Origin of the sequence: Caballeronia sp. LjRoot34 (assembly GCF_964253815.1) — a bacterium.
GTDB lineage: Bacteria > Pseudomonadota > Gammaproteobacteria > Burkholderiales > Burkholderiaceae > Caballeronia.
On record NZ_CAXUSB020000002.1, the window covers coordinates 1,981,950 to 2,007,976 of the forward strand.

The 26,027-nt window shown below is 61.1% G+C and carries 21 protein-coding genes; 13 read left to right on the forward strand and 8 right to left on the reverse strand.

Going from position 1 to position 26,027, the window contains the following annotated elements:
• Window positions 1-17 precede the first annotated feature (17 nt).
• The gene (locus ACSQ36_RS28485; RefSeq protein WP_436184548.1) at window positions 18-1,301 is read right to left on the reverse strand and encodes an MFS transporter; all 1,284 of its coding nucleotides are present in this window, start codon (window positions 1,299-1,301) and stop codon (window positions 18-20) included.
• Window positions 1,298-2,704, reverse strand: a complete 1,407-nt coding sequence (locus ACSQ36_RS28490) for a M20 family metallopeptidase (protein WP_436184549.1) — start codon at window positions 2,702-2,704, stop codon at window positions 1,298-1,300. Before ACSQ36_RS28490 ends, ACSQ36_RS28485 begins: the two co-directional genes overlap by 4 nt.
• A 152-nt stretch (window positions 2,705-2,856) precedes the next feature.
• Here ACSQ36_RS28490 and ACSQ36_RS28495 point away from each other — a divergent pair, with 152 nt between their 5' ends.
• Window positions 2,857-3,762, forward strand: a complete 906-nt coding sequence (locus ACSQ36_RS28495; protein ID WP_436184550.1) for a LysR family transcriptional regulator — start codon at window positions 2,857-2,859, stop codon at window positions 3,760-3,762.
• Window positions 3,763-3,770: 8 nt separating this feature from the next.
• Here the strand turns inward: ACSQ36_RS28495 and ACSQ36_RS28500 are convergent, their stop codons facing one another.
• The 4 genes from ACSQ36_RS28500 to glnT are packed head-to-tail and all read right to left on the reverse strand — an operon-like array spanning window position 3,771 to window position 8,154.
• Complete coding sequence (locus tag ACSQ36_RS28500) at window positions 3,771-5,129, reverse strand: FMN-binding glutamate synthase family protein (protein ID WP_213765657.1); 1,359 nt, start codon at window positions 5,127-5,129, stop codon at window positions 3,771-3,773.
• A gap of 27 nt (window positions 5,130-5,156) precedes the next feature.
• On the reverse strand, window positions 5,157-5,846 hold the full coding sequence (locus ACSQ36_RS28505) for a protein glxC (RefSeq protein ID WP_414952990.1): 690 nt from the start codon (window positions 5,844-5,846) through the stop codon (window positions 5,157-5,159).
• Complete coding sequence (locus ACSQ36_RS28510; RefSeq protein ID WP_213765655.1) at window positions 5,834-6,742, reverse strand: class II glutamine amidotransferase; 909 nt, start codon at window positions 6,740-6,742, stop codon at window positions 5,834-5,836. The genes ACSQ36_RS28505 and ACSQ36_RS28510 overlap by 13 nt, the downstream gene beginning before the upstream one ends.
• Window positions 6,743-6,753: 11 nt before the next feature.
• A complete protein-coding gene (gene glnT, locus ACSQ36_RS28515; protein ID WP_436184551.1) occupies window positions 6,754-8,154 on the reverse strand; it encodes a type III glutamate--ammonia ligase in 1,401 nt (466 codons plus the stop codon).
• Between the two features lie 223 nt (window positions 8,155-8,377).
• On the opposite strand from glnT, the gene ACSQ36_RS28520 reads away from it, so the two are divergent.
• The 6 genes from ACSQ36_RS28520 (at window position 8,378) to ACSQ36_RS28545 (ending at window position 14,570) form a co-directional block, all read left to right on the forward strand.
• The gene (locus ACSQ36_RS28520; protein ID WP_436184552.1) at window positions 8,378-8,980 is read left to right on the forward strand and encodes a helix-turn-helix domain-containing protein; all 603 of its coding nucleotides are present in this window, start codon (window positions 8,378-8,380) and stop codon (window positions 8,978-8,980) included.
• A gap of 391 nt (window positions 8,981-9,371) precedes the next feature.
• Window positions 9,372-10,559, forward strand: coding sequence for an NAD(P)/FAD-dependent oxidoreductase (locus ACSQ36_RS28525; RefSeq protein ID WP_436184553.1), 1,188 nt, complete (start codon window positions 9,372-9,374; stop codon window positions 10,557-10,559).
• A gap of 28 nt (window positions 10,560-10,587) precedes the next feature.
• A complete protein-coding gene (locus ACSQ36_RS28530) occupies window positions 10,588-11,367 on the forward strand; it encodes an electron transfer flavoprotein subunit beta/FixA family protein (RefSeq protein ID WP_436184554.1) in 780 nt (259 codons plus the stop codon).
• A gap of 2 nt (window positions 11,368-11,369) precedes the next feature.
• Entirely contained in the window at window positions 11,370-12,302 is a 933-nt protein-coding gene (locus tag ACSQ36_RS28535; RefSeq protein ID WP_436184555.1) for an electron transfer flavoprotein subunit alpha/FixB family protein, read from the forward strand.
• Window positions 12,299-12,904: a HutD/Ves family protein gene (locus ACSQ36_RS28540; protein ID WP_436184556.1), complete on the forward strand. Its 606-nt coding sequence runs from the start codon at window positions 12,299-12,301 to the stop codon at window positions 12,902-12,904. Before ACSQ36_RS28535 ends, ACSQ36_RS28540 begins: the two co-directional genes overlap by 4 nt.
• Window positions 12,897-14,570 (forward strand): electron transfer flavoprotein-ubiquinone oxidoreductase, encoded by a 1,674-nt coding sequence (locus ACSQ36_RS28545; RefSeq protein WP_436184557.1) that lies wholly within the window; start codon window positions 12,897-12,899, stop codon window positions 14,568-14,570. Before ACSQ36_RS28540 ends, ACSQ36_RS28545 begins: the two co-directional genes overlap by 8 nt.
• A 67-nt stretch (window positions 14,571-14,637) precedes the next feature.
• Here the strand turns inward: ACSQ36_RS28545 and ACSQ36_RS28550 are convergent, their stop codons facing one another.
• Both ACSQ36_RS28550 and ACSQ36_RS28555 read right to left on the reverse strand, forming a co-directional pair.
• The gene (locus tag ACSQ36_RS28550; RefSeq protein WP_436184558.1) at window positions 14,638-15,000 is read right to left on the reverse strand and encodes a response regulator transcription factor; all 363 of its coding nucleotides are present in this window, start codon (window positions 14,998-15,000) and stop codon (window positions 14,638-14,640) included.
• A gap of 174 nt (window positions 15,001-15,174) precedes the next feature.
• Entirely contained in the window at window positions 15,175-17,019 is a 1,845-nt protein-coding gene (locus ACSQ36_RS28555) for an ATP-binding protein (RefSeq protein ID WP_436184559.1), read from the reverse strand.
• 865 nt (window positions 17,020-17,884) lie between these two features.
• Here ACSQ36_RS28555 and ACSQ36_RS28560 point away from each other — a divergent pair.
• From ACSQ36_RS28560 to ACSQ36_RS28585, 6 genes are all read left to right on the forward strand, one after another.
• Window positions 17,885-18,349 (forward strand): DUF3331 domain-containing protein, encoded by a 465-nt coding sequence (locus tag ACSQ36_RS28560; protein ID WP_346730541.1) that lies wholly within the window; start codon window positions 17,885-17,887, stop codon window positions 18,347-18,349.
• A 201-nt stretch (window positions 18,350-18,550) separates the two neighbouring features.
• The gene (locus tag ACSQ36_RS28565) at window positions 18,551-19,237 is read left to right on the forward strand and encodes a gamma-glutamylcyclotransferase (RefSeq protein ID WP_436184560.1); all 687 of its coding nucleotides are present in this window, start codon (window positions 18,551-18,553) and stop codon (window positions 19,235-19,237) included.
• A gap of 48 nt (window positions 19,238-19,285) precedes the next feature.
• Window positions 19,286-20,284, forward strand: a complete 999-nt coding sequence (locus ACSQ36_RS28570) for a LysR family transcriptional regulator (RefSeq protein WP_436184561.1) — start codon at window positions 19,286-19,288, stop codon at window positions 20,282-20,284.
• A gap of 272 nt (window positions 20,285-20,556) precedes the next feature.
• The gene (locus ACSQ36_RS28575; RefSeq protein ID WP_436184562.1) at window positions 20,557-21,345 is read left to right on the forward strand and encodes an alpha/beta hydrolase; all 789 of its coding nucleotides are present in this window, start codon (window positions 20,557-20,559) and stop codon (window positions 21,343-21,345) included.
• Between the two features lie 193 nt (window positions 21,346-21,538).
• Complete coding sequence (locus ACSQ36_RS28580; protein WP_436184563.1) at window positions 21,539-22,726, forward strand: efflux RND transporter periplasmic adaptor subunit; 1,188 nt, start codon at window positions 21,539-21,541, stop codon at window positions 22,724-22,726.
• A 21-nt stretch (window positions 22,727-22,747) separates the two neighbouring features.
• Window positions 22,748-26,020: an efflux RND transporter permease subunit gene (locus ACSQ36_RS28585; protein ID WP_436184564.1), complete on the forward strand. Its 3,273-nt coding sequence runs from the start codon at window positions 22,748-22,750 to the stop codon at window positions 26,018-26,020.
• The last annotated feature ends 7 nt before the right edge of the window (window positions 26,021-26,027 follow it).

The window sequence follows — 26,027 nt, forward strand, 5'->3', positions numbered from 1 at the left end:
GTAGTTCATCCAACGGTTTAATGCACTTTCAGGCGCGTTCGCGCCCACAGCAGCGTGAAGAGACTGATGATGGCCGCGAGCATCAGATAAAGGCCGGGCGCCAGATTATTGCCCGTGACCGCGATCAGCGAAGCCACCGCAAGCGGCGTGAAACCGCCGAACACCGTGGTGCCCACGTTATAGCCCACCGCCATGCCGGTAGTCCGCGTACGGACGGGAAACAGGTCCGACATCAACGCGGGAATGGGCGCGAAATAGATGGCCTTGAGTACCGCGACCCAAACAACCGCGGCCAGTAACGTAAGCAGCGAGGGATGCGCGTTCATGAACATGAACGCCGGGTAGATGGTCACGAAAAACACCGATCCTGCGCCAAGCATGATGCGGGTGCGCCCCACTTTGTCGGACCAATGGCCGACCATCGGCGTCAGCACCATGACGATAAAACCCGCCGCCAGCGTCGCGATAAATCCATACGACGGCGCAAGCCCCAGCTGCCTGCTCGCATACGTCGGCATGTAGAGCAGCATATAGTTTGCCGTAGTCGTCAGCACCAGCGAACCGATGCACACCAGCACTCGTTCCTTCTGCGTAGCCATCACTTCGCGAATGGGCGAAGCGGACCGTTCGGTACGTTCGAACTCGGGGGTTTCATCGACATGCCGGCGGATATACCAACCCACCGGCCCGATCAAGAGGCCGAACAGGAACGGGATGCGCCAGCCCCAGCCTTCGAGTTGCGCCGGCGTGAGCGTGCTCGTCAGCACCGCGCCGAACGCCGATGCAACCAGTACGCTCGCGCCCTGGCTCGCGAACTGCCAACTCGCCATGAAACCGCTGCGCGCGGGCGCATGCTCGGTGAGGAAAGCCGTGGAACTGCCGAACTCACCGCCCGCCGAGAATCCCTGCAAGAGCCGCGATGCAAAGATGCCGATGGGCGCCAGCACGCCAATGGTCGCGTAGCCGGGCATCAGCGCGACCATGCCGGTCCCGAGCGTCATCATGGCGATGGAGAGTGTCAACGACGCCTTGCGGCCCTTGCGGTCGCTGTACGACCCCAGCACGAATGCACCCACCGGCCGCGCAAGATACGAGAGAGCAAAAGTACCGAGCGTCAGCAACAACGACACCGTTTTATCGGTGGTCGGAAAGAACAGTTTCGATAACGTCGACGCGAAATAACCATAGACCACGAGATCGTAGAACTCGAGCGCATTGCCTATGGATGTTGCGGCAATCAGCTTGTAGATGCTGGCGTGTCTTCGTGCTTCAGGCAAGACGGTGGTGGCGTCGGTGCTCATCGGGCAGACCTCGGCACAAAGGCGGCGTGGTCAGGTTCACCCAGATCCCAGAACAGACCCGCCATGATGCACAACCCCTCACGCACGACCGGACCAAGCAAATGCTCGTCGGGTGCATGCTGCGAGCAGCCAGGATACGAATGCGGCACCCATAGCGTGGGCATGCCGAGGACCTCCGCGAAAGCGTCGTTGGGCAGCGTGCCGCCCACGTTTGGCAGGAGCACGGGTGCCCGCCCCGTGGTCTGCTTGAGCGAGCGCTCGGCCCATTTCACCCAGGCGTTGTCGGGGTCCACGCGCGTGGCGGGCGAGCCCCGATCCACCTCGATGCTGACCCTCTCGAAGCCCCGTTCATCCAGATGGCGACGCACGATCTGCTCGAGGTTTTTCCAGTCCGTTCCGACCACGAAGCGGATCTGCATGTACGCGAACGCGTGCGGCGGGATTGCATTGACCGGCTTCTCGGGATTGCCGGTCCGGAACGCCAGCACCTCCATGTTGTTCCAGCCGAATACGCGTTCAGCCGGCGTGAGGTCGGGTTCGCCGTAACCTGTGTCGACTTCCGGCTCGCCCGGATTGCCGCCGACGGTAATGCCCTCCAGCGCGCGCCGCACCGCTTGCGGCACCTCCGGCGGTCTGAGACCTTCAACGAGGATGCGCCCGTTGGCATCGACCATCGACGCAATCGCGCTGGCCAGCACCACGCCGGGATTGCGCAACAAACCACCCCAGTTGCCCGAATGATGGCCACCTTCGCGCAGGTTCACATCAAGCTTGAAATTCACCAAGCCGCGTGAACCGAGGAAGATCGTCGGGTGCGCGGCGCCCAGACGCGGGCCATCGGAGGCAATCAATACGTCGGCGCTCAATTCGTCGCGAAGCAGCTCGCATACGGCATGCAGGCCAGGCGAGCCCACCTCTTCACCGGTTTCAACCAGCAGCTTCAAGTTGAAGCCGAGCCGACCGTCCCGTGCGTCCAGCACGGCCTTGAGCGCGGCCAGGTTGATGCTGTGCTGGCCTTTGTTGTCGGCGGTGCCGCGTCCGTACCAGTGATCGCCGGCGACAGTGACTTGCCACGGCGACATGCCATCGCGCCATTGCGCGTCGTAGCCCCGTACGACGTCGCCATGCCCATAGGTCAGGATCGTCGGCAAGTCATCGCTTTCGTGACGATGAGCAATCAGGAACGGCCCCGCGCCCTTCGCGGGATTGTCGACCAACCGGGACGTGAAACCGAGTTCGGCCAGCGCTGGCGCGATCTCTTCGTCGAGATACGCACTTAGCAACGGGCCGCTTTCCGGCTCCTGGCTTTCGGTGCGCATCGCCACGCGGCGACGCAAGTCTTCGAGAAAAATGCCGGAATCGTACAGATCGGCTGCAGCTTGAATAGCGGACTCGCGTGTCACTTCTTTATCTCCGATGAAGCACGCCAAAGGCGTTGGGTCTTCTAATCCGGGAAATCGATGACGCGATCTTGATACCGCCGATATTTATGGACAATGACAATATTTGGCAGATTCCGTTGCCGAAAAGGCAAAGCTCCCACGAGGCATGCGTCATGCAAACCACTGCGCTACGTTATTTCCTTGAGGTCGCCCGAAGCGGGTCGCTAAGCCGAGCGTCCGAGCGGCTGTTCGTCGCCGTATCGGCACTAAGCCGGCAGATTGCAAAGCTGGAGGACGAGATGGGCGTGCCGTTGTTCGAGCGGCGGCCGCGAGGCATGGTGCTGAGTGAAGCGGGACGCCTCCTGGCCGCGCATGCGCATCGCAGCCTGATGGAGCAGGATCGCGTGACCGAGGAGATTCGCGGCCTGACGACGGATCATCGCGCCACGATCCGCGTGTCGAGTTCCGAAGGGGTTGCCCGGGATTTCCTGCCGCAGGTATTCGTGCACTTCCTGAAGACCTGGCCGGCGGCGCATTTTCAACTCGATGTGGACACGCCGACACAAGCCACGCAGCGAGTGCGTGACGGCACCGCTGACATTGCCGTGTGTTTCAGCGTCGCACCGGAAAAGGACGTCAACGTGCATTACGCGCAGCGCGCACCGATCTTTGCGCTGGTCACGCACGACCATCCGTTGGCGCAACGGCAATCCGTCTCGCTTGCCGACCTGAAACTGTGGCCGCTAGCGATCTATGACGAGGGCGTAACCGTCAGACAATTATTCGATATCGCCTGCAGCCTTGAAGGCCTGACCTTCGAGCCCGTGTTCGTGAGTAACTATGGCAGCGCACTGCAGACCTTCGTGCAGCAGACGAAGGCGGTCACGCTGGTCGGGTACCTGACGGTTCGCAGCCGCCTCAAGCCGGACAATCTGGCGGCTGTGCCTATCAGCAACCCGGAGTTGCATCAGCGGACACTTCAGGTTCAGACCATGGCCGGGCGTACGCTACCCAAGGCTGTGGCCGCGTTTCTTGAACTGCTGATAACGGCTATTCAAGATCCTTCGTGCCTCGACTGATTTTTTATTTAGGTCAACCCCGGAATCCACGACGTACCGGCTAACGGCACCCGCGCCATGGCCGCGGCTTCGACCGTCAGCGCCACCAGATCCTCAGGTTCCAGATGATGGACATTCTGCTTGCCGCAAGCCCGTGCGATCGTCGTCAGTTCCATGTTCAGCGTCTTCAGGTAATTGCGTACCCGGCGCGAGCCTTCTTCCGGCTGCACGCGCTGTTCAAGCAACGCATCCTGGGTCGTGACACCGACCGGGCATTTACCGGTATGACAATGATGGCAAAAACCCGCCGATGTACCCAGCGCCGCATAATCCGCCGCGGCTGAATGCAGACCGCCATGCTGGAAATACGTATCGCTGTTGCAACCCAGCGCCATCAACATGCCTTGCCCGATCGCCACGGCATCCGCACCCATCGCCAGGGCCTTCGCAATGTCCGCACCGGTGCGAATCCCGCCCGACACGATCAACTGCACTTGCCCCTTCATGTTCAGGTCCTCAAGCGCGTCCACCGCCTGACGGACAGCCGCCAGCGTCGGAATGCCGACGTTCTCGATAAAACATGTCTGGGTCGCGGCTGTGCCGCCCTGCATGCCATCGACCACGACCACGTCGGCGCCCGCATGGACGGCAAGCTTCACGTCGTTGAAGGTGCGCGTGGCACCCACCTTCACGTAGATCGGCTTTTCCCAATCGGTGATCTCGCGCAGTTCCTGGATCTTGATCAAGAGGTCGTCGGGACCGGTCCAGTCGGGATGACGGCTCGCCGAACGCTGGTCGATACCCGCCGGGAGCGTGCGCATGGCAGCCACGCGCGGGTTGACCTTCTGCCCAAGCAACATGCCGCCGCCGCCCGGCTTCGCACCCTGCCCGATCACCACTTCTATTGCATCGGCGCGGCGCACGTCGTCGGGATTCCAGCCGTAGCGCGACGGCAGGCACTGATAAACCAGCGTCTTGGACGAGCGGCGCTCTTCCTGCGTCATCCCGCCATCGCCGGTCGTGGTCGATGTTCCTGCCGCGGTCGCGGCTTGCCCGAGCGCTTCTTTCACGTTCGCCGAAAGCGCGCCGAAACTCATTCCTGCAATCGTGATCGGGATATCAAGCACGATGGGCTTCTTCGCGAAGCGTGTACCGAGCACGGTCCTTGTCACGCATTTCTCGCGATAGCCCTCAAGCGGATAACGCGAAAGCGATGCGCCGAGAAACAGCAGGTCGTCGAAATGCGGCACTCGGCGCTTGGCGCCAAGGCCACGGATTTCGTACAGGCCGCGCTGTGCCGCCGTGTGGATATAGTCGATCGTGCTGCGGTCATAACCTGCTGACTCTTCTTGCTGCAGCCGGGCAAAATGAACCGGTTTGGCTTCCATGGGGACCTTCTCAGAAGAACGGAAATGTCAATATTCCTGGTTCGCGTCGGCGTTCCAGTGGTAGAGGGTGCGCGCCGAAGCAATGCGTTTGAACGACATCGGATCGTGATTCAGTCCCGCGGCTTTCAGCAGGTCGCGAACGGCCGAGACATCGGCGTCGGTCATCTCTTCGTACTGCGCGTCGGCGCCGAGCGACTTCACCGAACCGCGTACGTAGAGCACCGCTTCGTAGAGGGAGTCGCCAAGCGCGTCGCCCGCGTCGCCGCAAATCACCATGCGGCCCGCCTGCGCCATGAACGCCGAGAAGCTGCCGACCGACCCGCCGACCACAATGTCGCCGCCTTTAAGCGAGATTCCACAGCGCAGACCGGCATCGCCATCGATCACAAGCAGGCCGCCATGCGCCGATGCCCCCGCGCCATTCGACGCAAAACCCTTCACGTGAACCTTGCCGCTCATCATGTTTTCCGCGACGCCCGTGCCCGCGCTACCGTCCACGATGATCGTCGCGTGTTTGTTCATACCGCCTGCGTAGTAACCCGCGTGTCCGTCGATCAGCACCTGAACCGGGGCATCGACGCCGACCGCCAGATTGTGGGCGCCGTTCGGCGACACGACCGTCACCTGCCGCCCTTCGAGCGTCTCGGGCGCACCATGAAGAAACTGGTTGACCTCGCGGACCGTCGCTTTCTCCAGGTCAAAGATCACGCTTTCCATACGTACATCTCCTCGGGTGCAGGCTCAAACACTTTGGCATGCTTGATATCGGGCAAATGCGCGAGCGACCTGAATTCCGATGCGATCGCGACGTAGTCATCGGTCTCGGCCACGACCGCTGGCTTGCAGGCAAACGGATCGCGAATCAACGCCAGTTCTGTCGATGTGCCCATCAGGAAGGTGTAGAAACCGTCCAGTTCCTCGAAGCCCTTTTGCAGCGCTACCGGCAATTCATCCCCTTCGCGCAGCCGCCATTCAAGAAAACGGCAGGCGGCTTCGGTGTCGTTGTCGGTATCGAAGTGAATGCCTTGCGGTTCGAGCATGCGGCGTACGCCATAGGGGTTCGATAGCGAGCCGTTATGCACCAGGCAGAAATCCTCGCCGGCCGTGAACGGATGCGCGCGATCGGGCGTGACCGCCGACTCCGTGGCCATGCGTGTATGACCCACGAGATGCGAGCCCTTCAGATTCGCGAAGTCGTAACGTGCTGCCACCTGTGCCGGCGTGCCGATGTCCTTGTACAAATCGATGGAACGTCCCGTGGAAAGCAGGTACACCAACGGAAACGCTGAGCGCAGCCAGGTCTTCACGGCTTCCGGATCACCCTGCAGGGTCAGGATCGCGTGATTGCCTTGCGCGTCCACCTGCGCGTCCACATTCATCGCGCCGTTCAATGCAGCCGTCAGCCCGCTCCAGTCGAAGCGATCGCCCTCCGGGGTGAACCCCGAATACAGGCTGAGTTTTCGCCTGGCCGCATCCAGCGGCTGGCTGAACACCGCCAGGCCTGCCGAGTCCGGGCCGCGCTCGGTCATGCCAATCAGCATGGGCACCATCAACGCCCCAAGCTGCTCGCGCAGTGCCGGTGTTTTCACCAGCAAACCTACGATTCCGCACATCGTGCTTCTCCTCAGAAAAATTCCAGATAATTCTTCATTTCCCAATCCGACACATGCCGCATGTATTCAAGCCATTCCATCCGCTTGAGCTTGAGGAATTCATCGGCGACAGGACCGAGCGCGTCGCAGATCAGACGGTCGCTTTCAAGTGCGTCCAGCGCATGCTCAAGGTTCTGCGGCAACACGCCGATGCCATGTTCCTTCAGCTTGGCCGGCGACCACTCATAGAGGTTTTCATTGGCCGGGGCACCGGGCGACAACTCGCGCTCGACCCCGTCGAGACCCGCCGCGATCACGGCGGCCGTCGCCAGATACGGATTGCACGCGCCGTCGGGCAGGCGCAGTTCAATGCGCTCACCCGGCATGCGCACCATGGTCGAGCGATTGTTGTCGCCGTAGCTGATATACGCGGGCGCCCAGGTTGCGCCGGTCAGCGAACGGCCAACGACCAGCCGCTTGTATGAGTTCACGGTCGGGTTGCATAGCGCGGTGAGCGCCGGTGCATGGGCGAGCAAACCCGCCGTGAAGTGATACGCAAGCTTCGACAAGCCCATGCCCGACGGATCGCTTTTGTCTGAGAAAAGATTGCTTACGCCATCGCCGATGGACATGTGCATGTGCATGCCGTTGCCCGGCCGGTTCGCGAACGGCTTGGGCATGAACGAGCAGATCAGGCCCATCTCGTTCGCGATCTCGGAGGCTGCCATCTTGAAGAACACGTAGTGATCGCAGGAGGTCAGGCAATTCGTGTACGTATAGTTGATTTCGAACTGGCCGTTCGCGTCCTCGTGATCGATCTGGTAGACATCGATTCCCGCCGCGCGCATGGACTCGGTGAGCTTTTCCAGGAACGCGCGCGTGCGCGACAAACCCTTGTAGTCGTAGCAGGGTTTGGCGAGCGTATCGCTGGCATCGCATGGCTCGATAACGCCCGTCGCCGAACGCTTGAGCAACGAGAACTCTGGTTCAAGCCCTGTAAACAAGGTCCATTTGCGCTCCGTCAGCCGCGCTATCTGCTTTTTCAACGTCACGCGCGCGTCGTAGGCCCAGGGTTCGCCCTTGACATGACCCTCGCAGACAATGCGCGCCGTACCGCTTTGCCAGGGCACGGTGGTGAGGGTCGAGAGATCGCCCACGGCCATGAAATCGGGCCCGTTCGGCTCGATGCCAACGCCCCAGATTGCAAAACCCGCGAACCCGGCACCCGCGGTGAGGATGCTGTTGAGGTGCGCGACCGGCACCGACTTGGCCTTGGCCACGCCGTGAATATCGACGAACTGCGCCAGCACGTATTTCACGCCTTGTTGCACGAGCCAGCTTTGCGCGTCCTGCGCGGATTCAAAGCACGGGGTCTTGCCAAGCTCGGTGCCAAGCTCCGCGACCGGCGCGTTGCCGCCATCGTTCAGGTTCATCGTGACTCCTTGCATCGTCTATCGTTGGTTGAAAAAGCCATGCCTCTTTTGCATGGCCCGACTACGACCCGCTCGAAAATCACCCGTCCCGGCGCTCTGCCAAGCAAGTTCGTAGTATGTGCAGAAATTTATTGATATGCAACAATAATTCCTACCATGAAACATATGACGCGTACCTACCCCAACTGATCTGCTAACCTGCCGTTTTCTCATGAGGCGTGCAATGCAAACCGAGGATGACCGCAAGAATCCGCTTGAGCATTACCTTGGCGCGACCATCCGCGAACTTCGCCAGCGCCATGGCTTGACCATTGCCCAGGTTTGCGAACAGGCCGGCATCAGCCGCGGCATGCTGTCGAAGATCGAAAATGCGCAGACGTCGACCGGACTCGATGTTCTCAACCGAATCGCCCAGGCCCTCGGCGTGTCAATGTCGGCCCTGTTTCGCAATTACGACGTCCCCGACGGTGGTGCCCAGTTCGTCAAAAAAGGGGCCGGCATGGAAGTGGTCCGTAAGGGAACGAAACGCGGCCATACTTATCATTTGCTTGCTTATGACCAGGGTCCCAGGAAAATCTTCGAACCGTTCCTCATCACGATGGATGACGAGGCCGAACGATTTCCGATCTTCGAGCATCCCGGCACCGAATTTATCCACATGCTGAAAGGGGTGATTGAATACCGGCACGGCCAGCAAACCTATGTCCTGCATCCGGGCGATACCCTCACGTTCCAGGGCGATGTTCCGCACGGTCCGGAGAAGCTCATCAAGATGCCCATCCAGTTTCTGTCGATCATCCTGTACCCGCCGACGGCCACCGAATGAAGGCTCGGAACACGCCTCGACATAGCCATGCAACGATCATGCCAAGTTTCCCTTTGAGAACTAAAAGTTCATGACAGGAAACCATCTGGCGACCATGAAAGGTGGCACGGATGGAAGTGCGGGAAACGCGACCGCCTTAAGGCGGTGCGCTGTCTGCCTTGCTTGGTGCGTCGACGCACGCTGCCGGGCGCGCCCTTATAAAGTTCATCACAAACGCTTATGCAAAGTGCGCAACGAAGCTGAACACGCTCCGGTTTCCTGTCGCTACGGTTAGTGGCTCCGTCTGAAGTCTGCATCAATCCGCGCGCTCTGCATAAGTTTGCTTAATACAAAGCGGCTTAGCATTTCCCCTCCCTACAATCCGTTCATCGATCTTCTTTCAGGAAGTGCCATGAGCCATTACGACTTTATCGTGATCGGCGCCGGAGTTATCGGCGCGTCGGTTGCCCATCATCTCGCCGCGCTGGGCGCCAAAAGCGTGCTGGTCGTGGATCGCAGCACGATCGGAGCGGGCACGACGTCGCAGTCGTCGGGGCTGTTGCGCACGCACTATTCCGTGCGGCAGAACGTGGAACTCGCGCGTTCGTCGTGGCACGCGTTCAACAACTTCGCGGCTTACGTGGAGGACGATGAAGCCTCGTGCGGTCTCGTGAAATGCGGTTATATGATCTGCGCGCCCGAAGGCGACAAGCTTGCGCCACTGCAGGCTTCGCTCGATGCGCAGCAAGGCATGGGCATCGAGGTACAACTGCTCTCAAAGGCTGAAGCCCGCGAGCGTTTGCCAATCGCTCAATTCGACGATGCCGCGTTGATCGGCTACGAACCCGAGGCGGGTTTCGCCGATGCTTATCTGGTCGCGACGGGCTTCGCGCGCTCGGCTCGCCGGCGCGGCGTGAAGATCATGGAGAACACGACCGTGACCGGCCTCGTGCGCGATGGCCGTCGGGTGACCGGCATCGAAACATCGGCCGGCACCTTCAGTTGCGGGGCGCTGATCAGCACGCAGAACATCTGGACACCCGAGCTCGCCGGGTGGATCGGCGTGCCGCTGCCCGTCAAACCGGAACGCCATACGGTGCTCGCCCTGGAGTGCGACGCCGCGCCCTATACATTCAGCATGCCGGCCTTCAAGGATCTCGGCTCGCCGGGCATGCTGTATTTCCGCAGCTACGGTGGCCGCCAGATGCTCGTGTCCGAAGGCGTGGTGGGTGAAACGCTGAACGCCCCGGAGACCGAGCAAGGCGATATCTCGCTCGACTATGTCGGCGAGGTCGGTGCCCAGGTTGCAGAACGTTTTCCCGCGTACGAAATGGCTGGGCTCGCGTCATCGTGGACCGGGGTGTACGACGTCACGCCGGACTGGAACCCCGTACTCGGGCCGGTCGGGGACATAGAAGGATTGACGGTCGGGTTTGGTTTCTCCGGACACGGCTTCAAGTTGTCGCCGGGAATCGGCAAGCTTCTCGCGCAGCACGCGTTGGGCCAAGCCACCGATGTCGCGCTCTCACCGTACGCGCTCGATCGTTTCGCGAGCGGCGCGTTGCTGGTCGGCAAATACGGTTCGGGCGCGGTGTCCTGATCCCTTCGACGGTAACCCTGAAATGACCATGAAAATTCTCGTCCCCGTGAAACGGGTCGTCGATGCCAACGTGCGCGTTCGCATCGGCTCCGCCGGCAGCGTCGATACGGCAGGCCTGAAAATGTCGCTTAACCCGTTCGACGAATGCGCTGTCGAGCGGGCCCTGCGTCTGCGCGAAGACGGCGTGGCGTCGAGCGTGACCGTGCTCACCTGCGGCCTGCCTGTTTGTCAGGATGTGCTGCGCACCGCATTGGCGATGGGTGCGGACAACGCAGTGCTGATCGATACAGCCGATGCTTCGCTGGACTCGCTCGCCATAGCACGCCTGCTGCAGGCATTCATGATCGCCGAGGCTGATACCAATACCGACACCTTCGGTCTCGTGCTGTGCGGCAAGCAGGCGATCGATGACGACATCGGCGGCGTTGCGGCCATGCTCGCCGGGTTGCTCGGCTGGCCACAGGCACTCAATGCATCCGCGATCGAAGCGGCAGGACGCGGCTGGCTGGTCACCTGCGGCGACGACGCCGGCACGACCACCTGGCGCCTTGACGGGCCGGCCGTGGTCAGTGCGGACCTGCGCTTGGCCGAGCCTCGCCGCGTCACGTTGCCGAGCATCGTGAAGGCTAAACAAAAGCCGCTGCGCACGCTTGATGCCGCAACGCTCAACGTCGCTCTCGGCACACAAATCCGCATCGTGGAGATAGCCGAGCCGGCGGTCCGCCAGCCCGGCATCAAAGTCGCCGATACCGCCGCGCTGCTTGGCGCCATCGGCAGCGAGCGGCTGTTTCAGAACGTGGGAGCATGACCATGAGAAGTCTTGTCGTAGGGGAATGGGAAGACGGCGCGATCGCCGATGCGACCTTGCGTGTAATCAGCGCGGCGAGTGAGCGTGGCGTACCGGTTGATGTGCTCACCTTTTCGCCTGCCATGGCGAATGCGGCTGCGTGCATTAACGGCGTCGGGCGCGTGTTGCTGGCATCGGACGACATACCCAATCCCGAAACACTTGCCGCGCTTCTTCAGCATATTGCTTCGGATTACTCGATTATTTCTGCGAGCCACCGCACAGCGGGACGCGCGGCCCTTCCCCGAGCCGCTGCGTTGACCGGCAACGCGTTTGTTGCGGACATCACGCGCGTTGTGACGGCACAGCGTTTCGTGCGCGGTCTCTACGCAGGCAGCGTGGTCGCGACAATCGAGAGTACGAGCGCCACGCTCTTTGCCACCATCCGGACATCATCGTTCACGCCTGCTTGCGCGACCGGCGGCGCAGCTTTAATCGTAGCGCTCGATGCCATCACGCCGTTCACCGCAACCGTACTGACAGATCGGCAGGCCTCGGCGCAAGACGGGCGCGATCTGTCGAGCGCCCGCGTCGTAGTGGCGGGCGGACGAGGGCTGGCGTCGAAGGAAAACATGGACACGCTCGGCGTGTTGGCCCGCAACATGGGCGCCGCGCTCGGTGCGTCGCGTGCGGCAGTGGATGCAGGTTATGCGCCCAACGCCGCGCAGGTCGGGCAAACCGGCAAGACCGTGGCGCCTGATATCTACCTCGCGTTCGGCATCTCCGGCGCAATCCAGCATCTGGCCGGGATGAAGGATTCGCAGATTATCGTAGCCGTGAACAAGGACCCTGATGCGCCGATTTTTTCGGTCGCGGACTACGGCATCGTAGGCGATCTTTTCGATGTCATGGGCGAACTCGATGCTCACGCGCGCGCAACAGGAGACGTCACATGAACGCAGTTTTCTCTGAAGAACGTTTCGAAGAACAAGCGTCGGTGCGCTTCTTCGATTGCTCGCGGATCGCGCCGGAGGCGTGGGCGAACGGTGCGGGCACGACCCGCACCATCGCACGCGGATTGGAGGGCGCATGGCGCGTGAGCCTCGCGGAATTGAGCGGTGCGGCGAAGTTCTCGCAGTTCGCGGGCTTCGATCGCACCCTGACCCTGCTCGACGATGAGACTGTCGATCTTCATTCGCAAGACGGCCAGTTAAACGCACGCGCAGGACAGCCAGTGCATTTTTCAGGTGACTTGCATGTATGGGTCACATTGCCCGCGCGTCCCGTCAACGTATTGAACGTCATGACGCGCCGCGACACCTGCGGCTCCCGCGTAAGCGTAGCGACGCATTCGGCGCGCATCACGTCCGCGTCATCGCAGATCCTGTTTTGCGTAGCCGGACAATGGTCGATCAAAAGCGCGTTGTTGCGCGACGTCTCGCTGCGTCCGCTCACGGGCATCTGGCTCGATGGCTTGCACGAAGACATCGATATGAAACCGTACGGTCCAAGTGCACAGCTTGTGTCGATTGCGATAGATCACGTACGCCATGGATAACCAAGCGCTCATCAAACAACACGGTCCCCGTGAATCCATGGAGTACGACGTCGTGATCGTGGGCGGCGGTCCTGCGGGGCTATCGGCGGCTATCCGGCTGAAGCAGCTTGCGCAGGAAAAAGGCGTCGAACTCGGCGTCTGCGTGCTGGAGAAAGGCTCCGAGATCGGTGCGCACATTCTCTCGGGTGCGGTGATGGACCCACGGGGTTTAAGCGAATTGCTCCCCGACTGGAAGACCCAGGGCGCGCCGCTCGATGTGGAAGTCACCGAGGACCGCTTCCTGTTTCTGTCGAAGGACAGCGCAAAGCAGGTGCCTAACTGGCTGCTTCCCGACAACTTCAAGAACCACGGCAACTATGTCGTGAGCCTGGCGAACGTCACGCGCTGGCTGGGGCAACAGGCTGAAGCACTGGGCGTTGAAATATTCCCGGGCTTTCCTGCGGCCGAAGTGCTCTACACCGAAGACGGCGCCGTGCGCGGCGTGGCGACGGGCAACATGGGCGTGGGCAAGGACGGTGAGCCGACCAGCAACTTCCAGCTCGGCATGGAATTGCACGCCAAATACACGCTGTTCTGCGAAGGCGCACGCGGCAATCTGGGCCGTCAACTCACCGATAAATTCAAGCTCGGGCGCGACGCCGATCCGCAAGTCTATGGCCTCGGCATCAAGGAACTGTGGCAGATCGATCCCGCGAAACACAAGCCGGGCCTCGTGATTCACACGGCTGGCTGGCCGCTGGAAAACGATACCTACGGCGGCTCGTTCCTCTATCACATGGACGATAACCAGGTGATGGTGGGCTTTGTCGTCGGGCTGGGGTATTCGAATCCGTACCTGTCGCCGTTTGAGGAATTCCAGCGCTACAAGACGCATCCGGCTATCCGCACGTTCCTCGAAGGCGGCAAGCGGGTGTCGTATGGCGCGCGGGCGATCACGGCCGGTGGGTTGATGTCATTGCCAAAGCTGGTGTTCCCGGGCGGAGCGCTGGCCGGCGACGATGCCGGGTTCCTGAACGCATCGCGGATTAAGGGCAGTCATGCCGCGATCAAGTCCGGCAAGATGGCTGCTGAAGCCGCGTTCGACGCCGTGCAAGCCGGTCGTCAAGCCGATGAACTGAGCGCCTACCCCGAAGCGTTCGATAGCTCGTGGCTTAAGACGGAGCTATATCGGGCGCGTAATTTCAAGCAGTGGATGAGCAAGGGCCTGTACCTGGGCACGTTCATGGTCGGGCTCGAGCAGAAGGTATCGGGCGGCAATGTGCCCTGGACGCTGCATCATCAGCACGCGGATAACGAAACGCTTAAACCTGCATCGCAATGCAAGCCGATCGTGTATCCGAAGCCGGATGGGAAGCTGACGTTCGACCGGTTGGCGTCGGTGTTTATATCGAATACAAATCACGAGGAAAACCAACCGGCGCATTTGACGCTGAAGGATGCATCGGTGCCGGTGGATGTGAATTTAAGAACGTATGCGGGACCGGAAGGACGGTATTGCCCGGCACAGGTATACGAGTTTGTGAAGAACGATGACGGCAGCGAGCGCTTGCAGATCAACGCGCAGAACTGCGTGCACTGCAAGACTTGCGATATCAAAGACCCGACGCAGAATATTGTGTGGGTACCGCCAGAAGGCGGCGGTGGGCCGAATTATCCGAATATGTGAAGAGCCTAGGGGTTTGCGCGGCTCTGCTTGCCAGGCGTTAGCGGTCCACAGTCGGTCCACAGCCGGCCTACGGCACGCCGACCGCGACCGAGAGCCAGTGCGTCATCACCGACGGCTGGTAGGGCTTCTGCAGGAGCACCAGGGCACCGTTTTCAACGGCCCTGGCCTGCAGGGAAGGCGTTGGATACGCGCTGATAAAGATGGTCACGGGCGCCTGGCCCTGCGCCACGAGACGCTCGTGCATTTCAACCCCTGACATGCCTGTCATGCGGATATCGGAAATCAGGCATGACGTGTCCACCGCCTCTCCCGATGCGAGAAACTCCTCTGCCGACTCGAACATGCGGGCTTCCCAACCCATCGAACGCACCAGGCTCCCTAGTGCGCGGCGAACAGCCTGGTCGTCGTCGACAATTGATATGACAGGCATTTTCTGCAAGACGCGGCCCTCGACCTCTCTCTCAAGGGATAACGGGCGGTGAAATTGCGCTCGTCCTTCTTGTGGTCTAAAGCCTACATTACAAACCCGGCCTTCGCGATGATACGAATGTATAACCGGGTTTAGCCGTGCAACGCTCTCCCAGTGGACCTCCGCTCTTCTTCTCTAGCCGACAGTGACGGAGGCCGGAAGCATGGCTGCGGGAAGGGAAAAGCTGAAGGTCGCCCCACCGTCCGGATTGTTGGCCGCCCAGATTTGGCCCCCATGTGATTCGATGATCGAACTGCAGATGGCCAGCCCCATCCCCATGCCCGTGCTTCGGGTTGTGAAGAAGGCATCGAAGAGGCGCGGCAGGTTCTGCTCGGAGATACCGGGACCGCTGTCGCGAACGGAGACCACCACATTGCCTTCGGGATCGGTTGTCGTGGCGATGACCATTTCGCGCTTGCCCGGGACCGCTGACATCGACTGCATGCCGTTGATGATGATGTTGATGAGCACCTGCTGGAGCTGCACGCGGTCGGCCAGCACCGGGGGCAGCACGGGCGCGGGCAGCAGCACGAGCGAGCCCTCGTGGCGCTCCACTTCCGCCCGGATCAGCGCAGTGGATTCCCGGACGAGTTCGTTCATCTCGACCGCGGCGCGCGCGGGTGGCGAACCCTTCATGAGCATCCTCACGCGATGAACGATGTCGGCAGCACGATTGCCCTCATCGGTCATCTGCGTGACACACCCCTCGATCTCTTCCATATTGGGCGGTTGCCGCCGCAACCAGCGCAGGCACGCTTCTCCATTCGTGACAATGGCCGCCAGCGGCTGACCAACCTCATGGGCAATGGACGCGCTCAGCTCGCCAAGCGCCGAGATGCGGCTCGCGCGCGCGAGATCATTCTGGGCCTGCTGCAGTTGCGCTTCGGTTTGCCTCATGGCGGTTATGTCCATGACAGCACCGATGAACTGGCGTTTGTCCGCCTCGCCTTGCGCACCATGAGCGACGACATGCAGATACTTGATATGGCCATCGGGGAAAAGCAGCCGTAGCTGGATATCGAAATCGTCTGCCGTATTGCTGAGCTGGCTGAGCATCTGTTCGAAGATAGGCAGGTCTTCGGGATGCACGCGACGCCGCACCGTCTCCAGGGTCGGCGCGCTCGCCGGGTCATGCTCGAAAATCTCGAATGCCTGCTCCGACCAGAATATCTCCCCGGTCGCCACGTTCCACCCGAAGCTCCCGGTACGGCTCAGCTTTTGCGCTTCCGCAAGATATTGCGCCTGGCTTTTACGCAGCAACTCCTCGGCGCGCTTGCGCTGCGTGATGTCATTGTTCGTTTCGAGCGTTGCGACCGGCGCGCCATTTTCATCGTGCTGCAAGGTCCACCGGCTAGCCACGGTGACCTCGGTGCCGTCGCGCTTGGTGTGGACCAGTTCACCCTCCCAATGCCCCTCTTGCAGGAGCATCTGACCAATCTCTTCACGCGGTGCGGGGAATACAGTCTTGAGCAATTCGTGGGCGAGCTTGCCGGTCGCTTCAGCCTTGCTCCAGCCATACAGCACCTCCGCGGCGTGGTTCCAGTAGGCGATGACCTCGTCCTTGTCACGCACGAATACCGTGTCATGGGTCAGGTCAAGCAGGCGTGCCTGAGCACGCTGGGTCTGCTCCATGCGCCGCGAGCGCCGCACAAGCGAGGTAATGGCAAGCGACGTGACGAAGAAAGCCATCAGGGGAAAATAGTCCTGAAGCTTCTGGATCCGGAAACTGAAAATGGGCGGAGTAAAGAGCACGTTCAGCAACGACGCGCCCACAACGGAAAAGATAGCTGAAGAAACGAAGCTGTCCAGAAGCGACAACAGCACAATGGCGATCAACAGGCTGAAGCCCGTAGTGGCCAGATTCAGCTGGAAGTAGAAACAGACGGCAGCAATGATACCTAGCGCTACACAGCCGCCAATCCACAGCCGCACCAGATAACCGGGCGCGCTGCTCTTGTATGACGAACCGATTGTTCCCACTACGTCCCTCCCTACGGCGAGACCGCTGCGCCAAAGCGGCGCGTAGCATCGGCACGCTGGAACCATGTCTCGAAGGTTGTGCGTGCTGCCGATTCTTTACGTGAGCGAAAGCTGACAGCCACTTTTCGATGCTTCCGTTTTCCTTGTCATCATATACGTCCGTATAAGGGCGGTGAAGATCCGACTAAGCGGTTCCCCTCAAAGCGCTCGATCTTTTGCGAAGCGTACCCAGATTGTGAGCTATACCGCCGTATATCGCGATTACGCTTTTCGAGGCATCGTCCTACCCGACCGTAGAATAGCTTCCCCCACCCGCGCTCACTACGCTTAAGTCATCGCGTTCTTGCGCTCGCCGGATGACAGCGAAGCACCCTCCCCGCGCACAAGCAGCCTCATTGACCGTGCAGAACAGCGATTCGGCATGCCGGCACTTTTGCCCGCGCGTTGCCGCGCCCGACCGTTTTCCCTTTAACCGCATCTTCTGCCTCAAAGGAATTCACCGTGCCGCATATTCTGCATACCTGGCTCTTCATTGGCGCTAACGCCTACGTCGAATACACCTTCGTTTCGTGGCTCAACAGAAGTGTCTACCGGCGCACCGTAGACCTGTCGGCCATCTGCATCCAATAGGCGTTTCGCGTCACGCCCCGTTGTTCGATAACCGCTCCGACTCTTACCCGATGAGAGGAAGATGATGTTGAACGCTGAACGCTATCGTGTGCCTGCCGAGCTCCTGTCCGAGACCGGCACGACCTACCCTTCCCCCGCCCTGCAAACACTGGCATCCACCGCCCCATCTTCAGCCGCTCCGGGCAGATCCGCGCAGCCGCGGCGGGAGAGTGACCGCAGGGAGAGTGACAGCATCGTGCCGACGGATTCAGACCCGTGGTCCCGGATGCTGCTCGCGTTGCTGCAATTTTCCGACCCGCCCGACGAGTTCCCCGAGGAGCTCGTACGCCCTCGGTTCCCGCGGCCTGCAGTGAGCTCACGGGCGGGCCGCCGCGAGCTTCGTACCTTCACCGTGACAGTACTCGAACAACTGGCGAACTCGCTCGTGGCCTTGTCGTGGCACGACCCTACGCTCTGTAACTATGAAGAACAAATCTGGTCGCAGACTCTCTCGCGCCGGTCCGGACGCTGCGCGCTCTCCGGCATGCACATCAGCAAGGGCGACTCGGTGTACAGGCCCAAAACGCGAGGCGGCGTGGCACCCCTGAACGGCGACGCAATGATTCTCGCGTCGGCGCTGCGCAAGATTCGCGACGGCTTACCCGAGCCGCAACCGGTGCTGCCAGCGGCTGCGGTCAGGCCCAGGGTCATAAAGAGGTAGAAGCAGAGGTAGAAGCAAAGGCAGAGGCAGAGGCGCAGTTGGATTGTCGCTCCAGAATCGCCAAAGCGTCTCCCGCATCAGTATTTATTCGGCAAGGGACCGCGGTCATACTCGGGTCAAGCTTGGGTGAATGGCTGATCGTACTTTCCTGATGCCGCCGTATGACACCCGGGCATTTCCAACCTTGACCGGGCAATGGCGATGCTGACACGACAGGCGATTCACTCAGGTGCTTATCTCGAGAACTTCGAGTCCCTGCCGAATCTTTGGACGCAGGAGCGAATCGAGCGCTCTCTCACCGACACCATGAAGCTGCGCCCCAAGGACGCGGAGGACGTGTGGATTTTCGCGTACGGCTCGCTCATGTGGAACCCGTTGGTGGACTTCGATAAACGCCAGGTCGCGACGCTGCACGACTGGCATCGCAGTTTCTGCCTTCGGATGGTCGCTGGTCGCGCCAGTCCCGAGATGCCCGGGCGGATGCTCGCGCTCGAGGCCGGAGGGCATGCCCACGGCGTGGCTTTGAGGCTGCCCCGGGCGACGACCGATGAAGAGCTGCGAGTCGTGTGGATTCGCGAGATGGTATTGGGTTCCTACGCGCCAACGTGGGCACCCGTCACGCTTGACGACGGCACCGAGACCCACGCGATTGCGTTTGTGGCTGACACACATCGCGAGCAATACGAAGCTGATTCGCGTGTGTCGACGGTGGCACCGCTCGTGGCAACTACCGCGGGCAAGTTTGGCAGCAACGCCGAGTATGTGTTCAAGCTACATGCCGCGCTTAAGCAGTGCAGCCTCCACGACCCGTACATAGAAGCGCTCGCCGGTGAGATTCAGCTCCTCTCCCGCCGGGCGCCAGGTGAACTGTCAGGCGCCCCTGAATGACGCGTCGCGGGCGCCCAGGCCGGTGCCCCTTGCAGAGACTCAAACACAATGGACAAACTTCAGGCGATGCAGGTCTTCACCCGCGTGGTCGACACCAACAGCTTCTCTGGTGCCGCTGACTCCCTGCACATGACGCGCTCGTCAGTCACCACCATCATCCAGAACCTCGAGGCCTACCTCAAGGTACGGCTTCTGAACCGGACCACCCGCCGCATCAGCGTGACGCCGGATGGCGCCGCGTATTACGAACGCTGCTCGCGGATTCTCGCGGAGGTCGAAGACTCGGAGAGCTCGTTCTCCACAACGGCCAGCCCCAGGGGCAAACTCAAGGTGGATATGCCAGGCTCGATCGGCCGGCTTATCGTCGTACCCGCGCTGGATGACTTCCACGCCCGGTACCCTGACATCGACCTGATGCTCGGCGTGGGCGACAAGGCCGTGGACCTCGTGCAGGATAGTGTGGACTGCGCGATTCGCATGGGCCCGATGCAGGACTCCACGCTCGTTGCACGGCGGGTAGGGGTCTCGGAATTCGTGACCGTCGCAAGCCCCGACTATCTTGCGCGCAACGGCGAACCCAAGACACTCGCCGACCTTGATCGTCATATTGCGGTGAACTACTTCTCCAGCCGCAACGGCCGCATTGTAGAGATGGATTTTGTGGTCGACGGCAAGCCGGTCGAAATCCAGATTCGCTCAAGGCTCGCGGCCAACGACGGCGACGCGTACCTGCAATGCGGCTTGAAAGGACTCGGCATTATCCAGGTGCCGCACTTCCTGGCGCTTCCCCATCTCCAGTCCGGCACGCTGATCGAGGTGCTGGAGAAATGGCGGCCCATGCCCTTTCCTATTTCTGCGGTGTATCCGCAGAACCGCCATCTCTCGCCGCAAGTGCGGGTCTTTGTAGAGTGGATCGCGGAGCTCTTCGAGCAGTGCAAGATCCTGCGAGCCGACAACCCCCTGCCCCCGGGCCTCGCACAGTACCTGAAGCCGCGTCACCCTGCGCGAGTCGCCACGCCACGCAGTGAGGATGCAACGGCAGTGTGACCGGCGTCCGGCAGGCCCGCGCCGCTGACACCAGAGCGCGAGTCGATTCTTCGCAAGGCAAGGCAAGGCAAGCACGGTTCAACGACTGCGTGCGCGATGCCCGACGGACCTGTCACGCCCGAACCTTTAGCTCCCCTTTGATAACAGAATTCGCTACGACCGAATTGTCTTGTCGAAAGTGAGACGTTTATCTCAACGAGGGTTATGTGGACAATCCGGTCTGCGAATAACGCTCACATCCCCCTCTAATTGAGAATGTCCACTCACCTCACATGAAAGCGAAGCTGGAATTATCCGACATCGGAATCGCGGGTCACGCGCAGCACATTACATTGCGCAGCTACCGGCCGATAACATCCGGCGCGCTTCCCATCGTGTTGTATTTCCACGGAGGGTGCTTCGTCAAGGGAAGCCTCGACGACGCCAACGAACCCGCTTCGTTTCTCGCGGCCAGCACGCCGGCATGGGTTATTGCCGTGGGGTATTCGCTCGCACCCGCCTTCCCGTTTCCGGCCGCAACCGAGGATGCGTATCTCGCACTGGCGTGGGCCGCATCCAACGCACGTTCGTACGGCGCAGACGCCACGCGTCTTGCTGCGGTCGGCTATGACGCGGGAGGAAACATTGCGGCCGGCCTCGCCGCCATCGCACGCGACCGCGGTGTCCACAGGCTGGCGGCGCAAGCGCTTCTGGCGCCGCTGCTCGACCCGAGCATGACCCGGCTGATCGATAGCAAGGCCACCTCCTCGAACGATGATTTCGATGCCGAGGCATGCGCGCGCTTTTATCGCGCCTATCTTCCCACCGCTTCGCAGCGTATCCATCCTTATGCAGCGCCACTCGAATCACGACGCCTCGGCACATTGCCGCCCACGTTGATCGCCAGCGCGGAAGCATCCCTGGTTCGTGCAGACGGCGAGACCTACGCAAGAGAGCTGATTGCGGCGGGCGTGCCGGTAGAGATGACACGGCATGGCGGCACCACCCATGGCGAACTCGTCTCGCACGCACCGGCACTGGCCGATGTTGCGGAGTTCTTGCGCAAGCGCCTCATCCCGTAGTGACATGAGCGAAATTGTCGCCCTGGTGGATACAAAGAAACCACTGAAGCCTACTTTATAACCTCAAGCCCGGAAGCCATACTTCCGTCAACGCTACACACGCATCCGAGTCGCAGTGTTGTGACGGCTATGAGCCGAGCTGAATCCCGATGCGTTTTCCCGGATCACTTTGTATCTATAAGGAATACTACTTATGCTAACCCATCGCAAAAAACAGCTTACTGCCGCGCTCGGTGCCATTGCTTTAGTTGGCGCAATAGCAGGCGTTGGCTTCACCCACGGAATCAATTCAGGGCCGGTCGCTGCAGCTCAAGCGGCTGACACCCCGGCGCCGGCGGCCGAAGTCGATGTCGCCGCGGTTCTCTCCGAGACGATTACCGACTGGCAAAGCTATTCCGGCCGCCTGGAAGCGATCGACCATGTCGATGTGCGCCCGCTCGTGCCCGGCACTATCGTCGCCGTGCATTTCAAAGACGGCGCACTTGTGAAGAAGGGCGACCCGCTCTTTACGATCGATCCGCGCCCGTACGTTGCGGAAGTCGACCGCACAGCCGCGCAGCTAGCCGCTGCTCAGGCGCGGGCCACCTATACCGCGACTGACGCGGCGCGCGCTGACCGGCTGCTGGCGGATAACGCAATCGCCAGGCGTGACTACGACGAGAAACAAAACGCCTCGCGCGAAGCCGCGGCCGGTGTGAAAGCAGCAAAGGCGGCGCTTGAAGCCGCGCAAGTCAATCTCAGCTACACCACGGTGAACGCGCCCGTCTCCGGGCGCGTTTCGCGTGCCGAACTGACGGTGGGTAACGTGGTGTCGGCAGGCGCCAACGCCCCGCTGCTGACCACGCTCGTCTCCGTGTCGCCGATCTACGCATCGTTCGATGTCGATGAACAAACGTACTTGCAATATCTCGGCCGTGACCGCAATGCAAAAGTGCCGGTCTCCCTGGGTCTTGCGAACGAAGACGGCTATTCGCGCCAGGGCACGGTCACATCAGTCGACAACCGGTTGGATACCTCGTCAGGCACCATCCGCGTGCGCGCCAGCATCGACAACACCGACGGCTCGCTCGTTCCCGGCCTCTATGCACGCGTGAAGGTTGGCGGCGGTGAAGCGCACCCGGCCATCCTGATCGACGACGCGGCGGTCGGCACGGACCAGGCGAAGAAATACGTGCTGGTGGTCGATGGCGCGGGCAAGGTGCAATACCGTGAAGTCCGCCTGGGCGGCCTGCACGACAACCTTCGCGTGGTCATCTCGGGCTTGAAACCGGGTGAGCGCATTGTCGTGAACGGTCTTCAGCGCGCCCGGCCGAACGACACCGTGCGGGCCAACCTGGTCAACATGGCCGACGCCGCGAAGTCAGCCGCGTCAGCGACATAACAGGCTACGGAGAAGCTCATCATGAACATCTCAAAGTATTTCATCGACCGGCCCATCTTTGCGGGCGTGCTGTCGGTGGTGATCTTGCTGGCCGGCATTATCGCGCTGACGAAATTGCCAACGGCGGAGTACCCGGAAGTCGTGCCGCCTTCAGTGGTCGTCCGTGCGCAGTATCCGGGAGCCAACCCGAAGGTCATCGCGGAAACGGTTGCTTCGCCGATTGAAGAACAGATCAACGGCGTCGAAAACATGCTGTACATGCAGTCGCAGGCGAACAGCGACGGCAACATGACCACGACCGTTACGTTCAAGCTCGGCACGGACCCGGACAAGGCGCAGCAGCTCGTTCAGAACCGCGTCTCGCAGGCCATGCCGCGTTTGCCGGAAGACGTTCAGCGACTCGGGGTGACTACCGTCAAGTCGTCACCGACGCTGACCATGGGCGTGAACGTCGGCTCGCCCAACGGCCGCTACGATCTGAACTACCTGCGCAACTACGCGCTCATCAACATCAAGGACCGCCTCGCACAGGTTCCCGGTGTGGGTGAAGTCGTGATGTGGGGTGGTGGCGACTATTCGATGCGCGTCTGGCTCGACCCAACCAAGGTGGCCAGCCAGAACATGACCGCTACGGACATCGTCAAGGCGATCCGCGAGCAGAACGTCCAGGTTGCAGCGGGTATTGTCGGCGGCGCACCGATGACCACGAACGTGCCGCTGCAACTCAGCGTAAACGCGCAAGGCCGCCTGAAGACCGAAGACGAGTTCCGCAAGATTATCCTGAAGACATCGCCCGATGGTGCGGTGACGCATCTCAGCGATGTTGCCCGCGTGGAAATGGGCGCGGCGGACTATGCGCTGCGCGCGAGCCTCGACGGCAAGCCCGCCGTGCAGATCATTATCTTCCAGCAGCCGAACGCGAACTCTCTGCAGATCTCGACCGACGTGAGACGGATCACGGCGGAACTGCAAAAGGATATGCCGGACGACGTCAAGGCCGAGATCGTCTACGACCCGACGCAGTTCGTGCGCGAAAGTATCGACGCGGTGATCCACACGCTCTTCGAGGCGATCGTGCTCGTGGTGATCGTGGTGATCGTGTTCTTGCAGACGTGGCGCGCGTCGCTGATTCCGCTGCTCGCAGTGCCGGTGTCGATTGTCGGCACGTTCTCGCTGATGCTCGCGTTCGGCTTCTCGATCAACGCACTATCGCTCTTCGGGATGGTGCTTGCTATCGGGATCGTGGTCGACGACGCCATTGTGGTGGTCGAGAACGTGGAGCGGAACATTGCTGCCGGGCTCACGCCTCTGGAGGCATCGTATGAAGCAATGCGTGAAGTCAGCGGACCGATTGTCGCTATCGCGCTCACGCTGATTGCAGTCTTCGTGCCGCTCGCCTTCATGTCAGGCCTGACCGGTCAGTTCTATAAGCAGTTCGCGATGACCATCGCGATTTCAACGGTCATCTCCGCGTTCAATTCGCTCACGTTGTCGCCCGCGCTGTCCGCGCTGCTGCTGAAAAGCCACCACGCGCCGAAGGACTGGCTCACGCGGTTCATGGACCGCATCCTCGGACCGTTCTTCAACGTGTTCAACAAGGTCTTCAATCGCGGCTCGGAAGCCTACGGGCGTGGCGTGGGCGGCGTCATCAACCGCAAGTTTGCAATGATGGTGGTGTATGGCGTACTGCTCGGTGGCACGGTCCTTCTCGGCAAGATCGTGCCCGGTGGTTTCGTTCCCGCACAGGACAAGGATTACCTCGTGAGTATCCTGCAGTTGCCGAGCGGCGCATCACTCGACCGCACGGCGAAGGTCGTTCATCAGATGGGCGAGATTGCCCGCAAGCAACCGGGTGTCGAGCATACGCCGGAATTTCCAGGCCTCAACGTGACCGGCCTGATGAACTCATCGAGCAGCGGTCTCGTGTTTCCGGTGATGAGTCCATCCAAGCATCGCGGCAAGGACGAATCAGCGAATGCCATTGTCGGCAACCTGAACAAGGAATACGGCGGCATCAAGGACGCCATGATTGCGACGTTCCCGCCTCCGCCGGTTTCCGGCCTGGGCACGATCGGCGGCTTCAAGCTGCAGATCGAGGACCGCGGCGCGCTGGGTTACGAAGCGCTGAACAAGGCTACGCAAGCATTCCTCGCGGCCGCTGCGAAAGCGCCGGAACTTGGACCGTCGTTTTCAAGCTATCAGATCAACGTGCCGCAACTGAATGTGGAACTGGATCGTGAGAAAGCCAAGCAGCTCGGCGTCAGCGTGACCGACGTGTTCGACACCATGCAGATCTACCTCGGCTCGCTGTATGTGAACGACTTCAACAAGTTCGGCCGGGTCTATCAGGTGCGCGCTCAAGCCGATGCGCCGTTCCGCGCAACGGCCGACAGCATCCTCGAGTTGAAGACGCGCAATGCCGCCGGCGACATGGTGCCGTTGTCGTCTCTCGTGAAGGTCACGCCGACCTTCGGCCCGGAAACCGTGATTCGCTACAACGGCTTCCTTGCAGCCGACATCAACGGTGGTCCGGCACCCGGCTATTCTTCCGGGCAGGCCATGGCCGCAGTCGAGCGCATTGCCGCACAGACGCTGCCGCGCGGCATCAAGTTCGAGTGGACCGACCTCACGTATCAGCAGATCCTCGCCGGCAATGCAGCGCTGTGGGTGTTCCCGATCAGCGTGCTGCTCGTGTTCCTGGTGCTCGCTGCAATGTACGAGAGCCTGACGTTGCCGCTCGCAATCCTGCTGATCGTGCCAATGAGTATTCTGTCGGCGCTGTTCGGCGTGTGGCTAACACAAGGCGATAACAACATCTTCACGCAGATCGGCCTGATGGTACTCGTGGGGTTATCGGCGAAGAACGCGATCCTGATTGTCGAGTTCGCGCGCGAGCTGGAAATACAAGGCCGCACGATTGTCCAGGCTGCCATAGAAGCATGCCGCTTGAGGTTACGTCCGATTCTCATGACGTCGATCGCTTTCATCATGGGCGTGATTCCTCTCGTGGTGTCGACGGGCGCGGGTTCGGAAATGCGTCGCGCCATGGGCATTGCCGTGTTCTTCGGCATGCTGGGCGTCACCCTGTTCGGTCTTCTGCTGACTCCCGTTTTCTACGTGCTTCTGCGTAAGCTCGCCGGGGGCAAGCAACTCAAGGACAAGCATGGCAAGCGCCCGCATATCTATGGCCCCCACGATCGTGGTCCTGACGGCGGCGGCACGGGCGGCTCGCATGGCACGGCTGTGACGCCAACGCCCCTGCCCGAGATTCCCGAACCCGCACTGCAGGACTAAGGAGACC